Below are 10,062 nucleotides of genomic sequence, written 5' to 3'. Positions count from 1 at the left end.
ATCGCGTCATACGCCTTGAATTCGCCACCGAAGCGCTCTGCGCCGACCTTGGTCAGTGCGGCCGTCAGCGTCGTCTTGCCGTGGTCCACGTGACCAATCGTGCCGACGTTGACGTGCGGCTTGGTGCGTTCGAATTTACCCTTTGCCATACGTCTAAAACCCCGATGGAGTCAAATGTTGAAAAGTAAGGTGATACCCGCGGACCGCGGTGAGATGGTGCTCATGACTGGAATCGAACCAGCGACCTCTTCCTTACCAAGGAAGTGCTCTACCGACTGAGCTACATGAGCACTGCAACAGCAAAAACTACGAGAGCCAATGGAGCGGAAGGCGGGAATCGAACCCGCGTAATCAGTTTGGAAAACTGATGTTCTACCATTGAACTACTCCCGCCCTGCGCGGAACTCGTCTGGTGGAGGGAGGTGGATTCGAACCACCGAAGGCGTAAGCCAGCAGATTTACAGTCTGCCCCCGTTGGCCGCTTGGGTATCCCTCCAACAAAGAACGGCTATTGTGTGGATCAGCCTCGAAGCTGTCAACACCTCTGACGGGAAAATTGACGTTTTCTGGCGATTTTTTTCACCGCTTCAGACACGTCCGTCAGATGTTTTCGGCGACCTTGGCGTCCACCAGCTGCTCCATCTCCTTGGAAAGATTCATCAGGCGCATGGCCTGCTCCTGCAGCTGGCGCTCGTGGTCGTCGCGCGGCTCCCAGGCGGCCACCGGCGTGGGCCTGCCGTCGGGCGCATCGAGCGCCACGAAGACCATCACGCAACTGGTGGCCAGGCGGTGCTCGTCTTTGCGCAGGTCGCTCGCCAGCACGTCCACGGCCATGTGCATGCTGGAGCGCCCCGTGTGGATCAGGCGGGCGCGTACCGTGACCAGGTCGCCGATGAGGATGGGCTTCACGAACTGGATGCCGCTGACCGACGCGGTGACGCAGTACGCACCGCTCCACGCCACGGCGCAGGCGTAGCCGGCCTGGTCGATCCACTTCATCACCATGCCGCCGTGCACCTTGCCGCCGAAATTGACGTCGGTCGGCTGGGCCAGGAAACGGAAGTTCACTTCGTGCTGCTTGCCGGGCATGGACCGGTGACTCCAGGAACGGGATAGGCGCCAATTATGCGCTGCGGCGTGCGGCCGCACACGGCCGATCTTGCTCAGGCATGGTCGTCGACGCGGTAGATCATCGGGACGGAGATGACTTTGCCGAGCACGCGAGCGGGATCGTGATCGATCTCACAGCCCATGTGGAGATAGACCGGAACGGCGCCCGGTGCTGCATTAAGCGTGAAAGTCCGCGTGCCGGCCCGTCGGACGCAATCGCGGCACAGGCGCTCCCACAATCTCCTGGCGATGCCCTGCCCCTGGTATCGCGTGCCGACAAACAACTGAAACACGTGACTGTCGTTGCGCACCGCGGCCACGCCGACGAGCACGCCATCGACAAAGGCCAGATGGAAACGCTGCCCCGCCGCGATTTTCTCGCGGATAACGCTTACCCGCAGCGACTCCTCCAGCGCAATCACGGCCACCGGCGGCTGCTCCGGAACTATCCAGCGGCGCACCACGCGGCGCGCCAGCCGCGCGATGGCCGGTGCGTCGTCCTTGCGTGCCAGTCGCATGCGCAGTGCAGTCATGCGGGCATCACAGCACGCGGCCGTCGGCCCGACAAGCACACCACGACGGAGTTAGAAGCGTCCCGACGATGCCTATACAGCAGCCAATAGGCGGGTGGAAATCCGACAATTCCTACCGCTTTGCGACGGAGCCTTATCGGACTTATCCGATGCGCGACTCTGAAATGGCCCGACATCGAAATTCCCGACTCCTGCGTACCGTCCACACCACTTAACCAAAACCTAATTGGACGGGGAGATCGGATGAACTTTAGGACGAACAAACTCTGCGGATCGGTGCGACTGGCGCTCAGTGCACTTGTCATCAGCAGCTGCGGAACCGCGGCTTTCGCACAGGACGCCGGCGCGAATCAGGCCAAGAGCAAGACGCTGGAAACCGTCACTGTGACCGGATCACTGATCCGCCGCGTGGACGTCGAGACGGCCAGTCCCGTCGTCACCATCGATCGCGCCGCCATCCAGGCGACTGGGAGGCAGACGCTGGGCGATCTGGTGCAGCAGCTGCCGGCGATGACCGGCGGCAACATCAACCCACAGGTCAACAACAGCGGCGGCACGGGAGCCTCGTCCATCAACCTCCGCGGACTGGGAGCTAAGCGCACGCTGATTCTCGTCAACGGCCAGCGTCTGCTGAGCAAAGACCCGAACGCGATCCCGGCCGATGCGATCGAGCGCATCGAGGTGCTACCCACCGGCGCCTCGGCCACCTATGGCTCCGATGCGATTGGCGGCGTGGTCAATTTCATCCTGCGCAAGAACTATCAGGGCGCCACCTTCACCGCGAACGTCGGGCAGTCCGATCGCAACGATGGGGCACAGAGCGGTTACACCTTCACCTTTGGCCAGACGTCCGAGAAGGGCAGCATCATGGCCGGCATCAACTACAACAAGCAGGATGGCGTCGAATCGGGCAATCGTGCGTTCTCCAAGAATGCGCTGTCCTTGAAAGGGAACCAAGTTTCGATCGGCGGCTCCCCGTCGACGCCCTACGGCAATATTCAGATCCCCGCCGGTAGCGCTGCTGCCACGGCATTCGCCAACTGCGCTTCGCGTCGTGTGTCATTGAATCCGGGTGGCAACGCCCAAGCGATGACGCCGGCCAACTACCACTGCTACACCGCCGCCGATCGATATAACTATGCAGCGGTCAACCTGATCATGACGCCGCAGGAGCGCACCGGCGGATTCCTCAGCGGCGACTACCGCCTCGGCGATCACGTCACCGCTTATCTGGACGCCGTTTACGAGAAGACGTCATCGAACTTCCAACTCGCCCCGGCGGTCTTCGGTGCCAACACGGGCTATCAGGTGGACCCCAAGAACGCCTTCAATCCGGTTCCTGGAAAGGCCTGGGGCGGCACCGGTGCCTCGTTCAAATCGCGACTCGCCTCGCTTGGCTATCGCATCGCCGCGACCGGTCGCGAGGATGCCCAGATCAATACGGGATTCCGCGGCGATTTCACTGTTTTGGAAAAGAGCTGGAACTGGGACGTCGGCTACAACTACGGCCATCAGAGCATCACGACCACGACCAGTGGCCTGGTCAACCAGACCCAGCTGTACTCGGGCCCCTCCGTACTCAATGCCAATGGCACGGCGACCTGTCCGGCAGGCACGGACCCGATCTCCTGCCAGTTCGACCCGTTCAATCTGTACTCGCCAGGCTCGGTTGCCGCACTCAAGCAGGCCAATACCGTTGCCGTCAGCAACGACTATTCCATCCAGAAGACTTGGCATGCGGGCATCGGCGGCGAGCTGTTCAACCTGCCAGCAGGCGCCGTACAACTGGCAGTGGGCTATGAGTACCGGAAGGAATACGAAAATACGATCACGAGCCCAGAACTTTTGCTTAACCCCGCCAGTGGCTCCTGCATCCTTGGCAGCCAATGCGTTGCCAATATGTCTGGCGGTTACAGCTCCAAGGATCTGTATGCCGAAACGCTCATACCGATTCTTTCCAATCTTCCCGCCGCGCAATCTCTGAACCTCACCATCGGCGATCGCTACACCCGCGTGAATACTTTCGGCAGCACGAACAACTTCAAGTTCGCACTGGAATGGAAGCCGATCGATGATTTGCTGGTGCGCGGCACGATGCAGCAAGTCTTTCGCGCGCCCAACCTGGGAGAACTGTTCTCCTCGTCTGCCGGCGCACCCAGCATCAAGAGGGATCCTTGCACCGGCTATCGAGGCGCCCCCGCAGGCTCGCCACTGGCAATGGCCTGCCAGTACGTGCCGACCAACGGCAGCTTTGAGAATGTCCTCCTGGATCCAACCAATGGCGGGCAAGGTGCCGCCATTGGGGAGGGCGCCATGCTCGCAGGCTTCCCGATCAAACCCGAAACCGGCAAGTCGTTCGACCTTGGTCTCGTCTATAGCCCGTCGTATGTCTCCGGCTTATCGACCACGCTCGACTTCTGGCACGTGTATCTGAACAACACGATTACCTCAGCCGGCCTGCAGGGCGTGCTCGACCTTTGCGCAGCAGGCCAGACGGTCTTTTGCCGGTACATCAGCCGAACGCCCGCCGGTGAGAATGCGGGTCAATTGACGCAGTCCTCCATAGAACCGGTCGCGAATCTGGGCAGCCTGAGCACGGGCGGCATCGACTGGTCAGCCAACTACAAGCTGCCGCAGTTCGCGGTCGGACAATTCAACATCGGCGTCAATGCCACCTATCTAAAGTACTTCACACAGAACACTGCCCCCGGACAAACTGGCAATGTAACGTTCAAGGATGTCGGCCATCTCCTGCCATTCGGCTCAGCACAGCTGGCAGCTTGCCCCAACAACTCCGGCGTCTGCCTGTTTCCGCGCTGGCGCGCACAGGGCTTTGTGGATTGGCAGAGTGGCGGCTGGAGTGCACAGTGGCGCATGCGGTTTATCAGTCGCTTCCAGAACGGCGGAGCCGCAGGATCCACGAATGACACTTCACCGAACGGCGTGTCGGGCACCGTCCTCAAGTACGGCGCGACGGTCTACAACGACGTTTCGGTCGGCTACAACCTGGCCAGCATCAACACCCGTCTGGACTTCGGTGTGAACAACCTGTTCGACAAGCAGCCGCCCATGCTCTACGCGAACAACACGCTCAACGCCAATACCGATCCATCCGACTTCGACCTGATGGGCCGCTACTGGTGGGCTCGCGTGACGGTCAAGTTCTGATCGAAAGCACTCATTTCACTTCGAAAGACCGCGTGAGCAGTCACGCGGTCTTTTCTGCGGACCCAACCGCACGCACAAAAAAAGCCGCGCAATGCGCGGCTTTTTCATGGATCGATCGACCGATCAGACGTTGAAGAGGAAGTGCAGAACGTCGCCGTCCTTGACGATGTATTCCTTGCCTTCCTTGCGCAAGCGACCCGCCGCGGCGGCGCCGGCTTCACCCTTGTACTGGATGAAATCATCGTAGCTCACCGTTTCGGCACGGATGAAGCCGCGCTCGAAGTCGGTGTGGATCACGCCTGCTGCCTGCGGTGCGGTGAAGCCGCGCTTGATCGTCCAGGCGCGCACCTCTTTCACGCCGGCAGTGAAGTAGGTCTGCAGGTTGAGCAGCTTGTAGCCGGCGCGGATGACGCGGTTGAGGCCCGGCTCGTCGAGGCCCAGATCCTTGAGGAATTCGTCGCGGTCGGCGTCTTCGAGCTGCGACATCTCTTCTTCGATCGCCGCGCATACCGGCACGACTTCGGCGCCTTCGGTCACGGCGCGAGCGCGCACGGCGTCGAGGTGCGGATTGTTTTCGAAGCCGTCTTCGCGCACGTTGGCGATGTACATGAGCGGCTTGAGCGTGAGCAGGAACAGGTCGCGTACAAGCGCCTTTTCTTCCTCGTCCAGGCCCAGGCTGCGCGCGGACTTGCCTTCGTTGAGACCGGCGGCAAGCTTCTGCAGCACCGGCTTCCTGGCCATGGCTTCCTTGTCGTTGGCCTTGGCGGCGCGCTCGGCGCGGTTCAGCGCCTTCTCGACGGAATCGAGATCGGCCAGCGCCAGTTCCGTATCGATGGTCTCTATATCGGCGATCGGGTCGACCTTGCCGGCCACGTGGATGATGTCGGTGTGCTCGAAGCAGCGCACCACATGGGTGATCGCGTCCACTTCGCGGATGTGGGCGAGGAACTTGTTGCCCAGGCCTTCGCCCTTGGAAGCGCCCGCGACCAGGCCCGCGATGTCGACGAACTCGACGGCGGTGGGGATCACCTTCTGCGGATTGACGATGTCCGACAGCGCATTGAGACGCAGATCGGGCACCGGCACCACACCCACGTTCGGCTCGATGGTGCAGAACGGGAAGTTGGCAGCCGCGATGCCCGCCTTGGTCAGCGCGTTGAACAGAGTGGACTTGCCGACGTTAGGCAGGCCGACGATGCCGCATTTGATGCCCATTGAAATTCCGTAGATTCGGCGCTGACGCGCCAGTAAGTGGTGAATGGTAAAGGGTCGATGCCGCGCAACGCTTTCCGCTTGGTGCCCAAGCGCCGCAGCGGGCGATCTCAACCCACCGGTGTATGGAGTTTCTGCATCGCCTTATCAAACTGCCCATCGACCGCCAGCGGCAGCACATCAAGCGCGCGCGAGATGCCGTCGATGATGGCGTTCTCATCCTTCTCGGACGCTCGCCCCAGCACCCACGAGGTGACCCTGTCCTTGTGACCGGGATGACCGATACCGACGCGCAGGCGATGGAATTTGGCGTGACCCAGGTGCGCAACGATGTCGCGCAAACCATTCTGGCCGCCGTGTCCGCCGTCGAACTTCAAGCGCACGGTGCCGGGATCGAGATCCAGCTCGTCGTGTGCGACGAGGCACTCTTCCGGTTCGATCTTGTAGTAGCGCAGCGCCGAAACGACAGCGATGCCGCTCTTGTTCATGAAAGTGGAGGGCTTGAGCAGCCATACCGGCTCGCCGCCGATACGGACCTTGCAGGTCTCGCCATGCAGCTTGCCGTCGAAGCCGAAGCGCTCGCCCTGCCCTGACGCCAGGGCGTCAACAAACCAGAACCCGGCGTTGTGCCGGGTTCGGAGATATTCGGCACCGGGATTGCCCAGTCCGACAATGAGTCGAAGACCCGCCATAAGATCGAACGGCCCATGCCCGCGAGGACATGGGCCGCAGCGACTTACTTCTTCGGAGCTTCCGGCGCCGGGGCGGCTTCGCCCTCGGCCGGGGTCTCGTCGACTTCTTCCTTCACCGTGTTGGCGGTGACGACGGCCGTGTCGTGGTCCGCACCCAGGTGCAGGGCAACGATTTCCACGCCCTTGGGCAGCTTGAGCTGCGACAAGTGGACGATGTCGCCCGGCTTGAGGTCGGTCAGGTCCAGTTCGATGAACTCCGGCAGGTCCTTCGGCAGGCAGGAGACTTCCACTTCCGTCAGGTTGTGCGAGATCACCACGCCCGAGGTCTTGGAGGCAGGCGACTTGTCCTGGTTGAGGAAGTGCACCGGCACCTTGACGCGCAGGGCAGCGTTCTCGTCGACGCGCAGGAAGTCCATGTGCAGCATCTGCAGCTTGTACGGGTGCTTCTGCCAGTCACGCACCAGCACCTTCTGCACCTTGCCATCGATGTTCAGGTCGAGCACCGAGGAGAAGAACCACTCGTGCTTGGCAGCGAGCAGGATGGTGTTGTGTTCGATCTGGATGCTCTGCGGGGCCTGGCCGGCACCGTAGACAACAGCAGGAACGACGCCGGTATGACGCAGGCGGCGGCTCGCACCTTTCCCCTCGTCATTACGGGCCGAAGCCTTGATTTCATGAGTCGTAGCCATGTGGGCATTACCTATCAAAAGTGAGCTGCCTCGCGGCAGTCATGCGACTCCCCCGCGACCAGAGGAGCCGTGAAACAGCGGCAGGCTCTCGCCCGCCGCGAAAACTCAGTCGATGTACAACGAGCTCACCGACTCGCCAAAGGCGATGCGGCGGATCGTCTCCGCCAGCAGCTCGGCGACCGAGAGCTGACGGATCTTGCTGCATGCGGCGATTTCCGGGCGCAGCGGCAAGGTGTTGGTGACCACCAGCTGGTCGAGCTGGGAGCCTTCGATGTTCTTCAGCGCTGCACCCGACAGCACCGGATGCACGCAGTACGCCACCACTTTGCGGGCGCCGCGCTCTTTAAGAGCCGCAGCAGCCGCACACAGGGTGCCGGCGGTGTCGACGATGTCGTCGACCAGCACGCAGGTCTTGCCGTCGACTTCACCGATGATGTTCATCACGGTGGCCACGTTCGCCTTCGGGCGACGCTTGTCGATGATGGCCAGATCCGCATCGTCCAGGCGCTTGGCCATGGCACGCGCACGCACCACGCCGCCGACGTCCGGACTGACCACGATCAGGTCGTCCATGCTGTAGTTGCGCCAGATGTCCGCCAGCAGCACCGGCGAGGCATAGACGTTGTCCACCGGGATGTCGAAGAAGCCCTGGATCTGGTCGGCGTGCAGGTCAACCGTGAGCACGCGATCCACACCCGAGGTGCCGATCATCTTGGCCACCATCTTTGCCGTGATCGGCACACGCGCCGAGCGCGGACGACGATCCTGGCGGGCATAACCGAAGTACGGGATGACCGCCGTCACGCTGGCGGCCGAGGCGCGCTTGAGCGCATCCACCAGCACCAGCAGCTCGAACAGGTTCTCTGCGCTCGGCGCGCCCGTAGGCTGCAACACGAAGACTTCCTGGCGGCGAACGTTTTCTTCGATTTCCACCTGGGCTTCGCCGTCGCTGAACTTGCTGACCAGCGCCTTGCCCAGCGGCACACCCAGGCGTTGAGCCACATCCTCGGCGAGGGCGCGGTGCGCGTTGCCGGTGAAGAGCATCGGGCCGGAGATGTCGACAGTCATTTCTCTAGAACCTGTGTGAGCCATATGAATGGCTGGGGCGGAAGGATTCGAACCTTCGCATGCAGGAATCAAAATCCTGTGCCTTAACCAGCTTGGCGACGCCCCAGTAACAACTGGATTTTCTACTTGCCGTTCCCGCCGACACCGCGATAGCGCGCCAGGGCGACATGCAACGGAGAAACATCTTCGCCCCTGGCCACGTGGGCCGTGAAATGGGCGGGACACCGCTCCGCGATGGCTTCGGCACGTTCCACGTCGCCTGTCTCCAGGAACACGCAGGCACCGCTGCCAGAAAGCCTTGCCCGGCCGAAGCCGTCGAGCCATTCCAGCGCCGCAGCCACACGCGGATGTCGCGCGCGGACCACGGGCGCGAAAGCGTTCTCGACCGTTTCGCCCGAAGCAAAGGATGAAATTGTGGCGGGCGGAGCATTTCGTGTCAATTCAGACGCTTGAAAAAGCGCCCCGGTCGGCACGTGTTCGTGGGGGTCCAGCACCACGTACCAACGCGGGGGCAGGCCCAGCGGCGTCAGTTTTTCGCCGATGCCCTCGGCCCAGGCCGAGCGCCCGCGCACGAACACCGGGACGTCGGCACCCAGCTGGCGGCCCAGTTCGGCGAGCGTGTCGTCGTCCAGGCCGGCGCCCCAAAGGCGGTTCAGGGCCACCAGCACGGTGGCTGCATCCGAGCTGCCGCCGCCGAGGCCACCGCCCATGGGGATGCGCTTATCCACCTCGATATCCACGCCCGCCCCTGCCGGCGCCTGGGGCTGCAACAGCCGGGCAGCCCGCACCACCAGGTCGGTGTCGGCCGCCACGCCGGGGACCTCGGTCAGGCGGTGTACCTCACCGTCACGGCGGACGCGCAGGCGGATCTCATCGCCCCAGTCGAGCAGGCGGAAGACGGTCTGCAGCTCGTGGTAGCCATCCGGGCGACGGCCGACGATGCGCAGGAACAGGTTCAGCTTGGCGGGCGCGGGCCAGACGGTCCAATCGGCCGGATCGGGCGGCGCCAGCGGCCGGCTCATGAAAACGCGCAGATCATCCGGAAAGCCGTTCTCGCGATCGCGTTCGCGGGCGAAATCAAACTCGGGCAGGTTCTTGTCCATCACCTGGAAGCCGTGCTTCGCATAGAACGGCGCGTTCCAGGGCACATCGGCGAGCGTGCCCAGGTCCACGCGGTGGTAGCCGGCCATGCGCGCCCAGGCACAGGCGTGTTCGAGCAGGGCCGCGCCGATGCCGCGCTGGCCGTGTGAAGGAAGCACGTCCATTTCGGCCACGCCGATGGCGTTGCCGCCCTCTTCCGCATCCAGCCAGATGAAGCCCACCGGCTCGCCGGAGCCGATCACGGCGACCCACACCAATCCACGCGCGATGGCTTCGCGCAGCACTTCCGGCGGCACGGAGACATTGCGGTAGGACGGCCACGCGCGGTGGCCGCGAAACAGTTCGACGGCCGTGCGCTCGATGGCGCATAGGGCATCGACCTGTTCGAGGTGGGCGCGTTGGATGTGGAAGGTCATGGGAGCATCAGGTGGTTGTAGGAGCGCACGCTGGGCGCGACCGGGGCGCCCAGGGTTACGCTCCGTCGGGTCG

9 protein-coding genes and 4 tRNA genes are annotated in these 10,062 nt (G+C 62.8%); 1 reads left to right on the top strand and 12 read right to left on the bottom strand.

Features of this window, described 5'->3' with window-relative positions:
- From AC1DE1_RS15565 to AC1DE1_RS15540, 6 genes are all read right to left on the bottom strand, one after another.
- Window positions 1-149 (bottom strand): GTP-binding protein (locus tag AC1DE1_RS15565; RefSeq protein WP_240732659.1); only part of this gene is annotated, 149 nt, incomplete at its 3' end.
- Window positions 150-214: 65 nt separating this feature from the next.
- A tRNA-Thr gene (locus AC1DE1_RS15560) sits at window positions 215-290 on the bottom strand.
- Between the two features lie 29 nt (window positions 291-319).
- Window positions 320-393, bottom strand: a tRNA-Gly gene (locus tag AC1DE1_RS15555).
- A gap of 17 nt (window positions 394-410) precedes the next feature.
- A tRNA-Tyr gene (locus AC1DE1_RS15550) sits at window positions 411-496 on the bottom strand.
- 104 nt (window positions 497-600) lie between these two features.
- Window positions 601-1,089 (bottom strand): acyl-CoA thioesterase, encoded by a 489-nt coding sequence (locus tag AC1DE1_RS15545; protein ID WP_441605562.1) that lies wholly within the window; start codon window positions 1,087-1,089, stop codon window positions 601-603.
- A 74-nt stretch (window positions 1,090-1,163) separates the two neighbouring features.
- Window positions 1,164-1,643 (bottom strand): GNAT family N-acetyltransferase, encoded by a 480-nt coding sequence (locus AC1DE1_RS15540; protein WP_477177738.1) that lies wholly within the window; start codon window positions 1,641-1,643, stop codon window positions 1,164-1,166.
- A gap of 120 nt (window positions 1,644-1,763) precedes the next feature.
- Between AC1DE1_RS15540 and AC1DE1_RS15535 the strand changes: the two genes are divergently transcribed.
- Window positions 1,764-4,811 carry a TonB-dependent receptor plug domain-containing protein gene (locus AC1DE1_RS15535; protein ID WP_477179128.1) on the top strand — a complete coding sequence of 1,016 codons (3,048 nt, stop codon included), beginning with the start codon at window positions 1,764-1,766 and terminating at the stop codon, window positions 4,809-4,811.
- A gap of 123 nt (window positions 4,812-4,934) precedes the next feature.
- Here the strand turns inward: AC1DE1_RS15535 and ychF are convergent, their stop codons facing one another.
- From ychF to ispE, 6 genes are all read right to left on the bottom strand, one after another.
- Window positions 4,935-6,026, bottom strand: coding sequence for a redox-regulated ATPase YchF (gene ychF, locus AC1DE1_RS15530; RefSeq protein ID WP_441605565.1), 1,092 nt, complete (start codon window positions 6,024-6,026; stop codon window positions 4,935-4,937).
- Window positions 6,027-6,133: 107 nt separating this feature from the next.
- On the bottom strand, window positions 6,134-6,715 hold the full coding sequence (pth, locus tag AC1DE1_RS15525; protein ID WP_477177740.1) for an aminoacyl-tRNA hydrolase: 582 nt from the start codon (window positions 6,713-6,715) through the stop codon (window positions 6,134-6,136).
- Window positions 6,716-6,759: 44 nt separating this feature from the next.
- Window positions 6,760-7,404: a 50S ribosomal protein L25/general stress protein Ctc gene (locus tag AC1DE1_RS15520; protein ID WP_441605567.1), complete on the bottom strand. Its 645-nt coding sequence runs from the start codon at window positions 7,402-7,404 to the stop codon at window positions 6,760-6,762.
- A 105-nt stretch (window positions 7,405-7,509) separates the two neighbouring features.
- Window positions 7,510-8,448, bottom strand: coding sequence for a ribose-phosphate diphosphokinase (locus AC1DE1_RS15515; protein WP_441605582.1), 939 nt, complete (start codon window positions 8,446-8,448; stop codon window positions 7,510-7,512).
- A 53-nt stretch (window positions 8,449-8,501) separates the two neighbouring features.
- A tRNA-Gln gene (locus AC1DE1_RS15510) sits at window positions 8,502-8,578 on the bottom strand.
- Window positions 8,579-8,594: 16 nt separating this feature from the next.
- Window positions 8,595-9,989: a 4-(cytidine 5'-diphospho)-2-C-methyl-D-erythritol kinase gene (gene ispE, locus AC1DE1_RS15505; protein WP_441605568.1), complete on the bottom strand. Its 1,395-nt coding sequence runs from the start codon at window positions 9,987-9,989 to the stop codon at window positions 8,595-8,597.
- Window positions 9,990-10,062: the final 73 nt, after the last annotated feature.

The organism is Dyella sp. 05T440, from assembly GCF_056395965.1.
Note: the sequence above shows the minus strand (reverse complement) of the source record. Positions and strands in the feature narration are given on the sequence as shown.

Bases quoted from the DNA above. Each gene is read 5' to 3' on its own strand.
- AC1DE1_RS15520 (WP_441605567.1), bottom strand. From the start codon at position 7,404: ATGGCTACGACTCATGAAATCAAGGCTTCGGCCCGTAATGACGAGGGG.
- pth (WP_477177740.1), bottom strand. From the start codon at position 6,715: ATGGCGGGTCTTCGACTCATTGTCGGACTGGGCAATCCCGGTGCCGAA.
- AC1DE1_RS15545 (WP_441605562.1), bottom strand. From the start codon at position 1,089: ATGCCCGGCAAGCAGCACGAAGTGAACTTCCGTTTCCTGGCCCAGCCG.
- AC1DE1_RS15540 (WP_477177738.1), bottom strand. From the start codon at position 1,643: ATGACTGCACTGCGCATGCGACTGGCACGCAAGGACGACGCACCGGCC.
- ychF (WP_441605565.1), bottom strand. From the start codon at position 6,026: ATGGGCATCAAATGCGGCATCGTCGGCCTGCCTAACGTCGGCAAGTCC.
- ispE (WP_441605568.1), bottom strand. From the start codon at position 9,989: ATGACCTTCCACATCCAACGCGCCCACCTCGAACAGGTCGATGCCCTA.
- AC1DE1_RS15515 (WP_441605582.1), bottom strand. From the start codon at position 8,448: ATGCTCTTCACCGGCAACGCGCACCGCGCCCTCGCCGAGGATGTGGCT.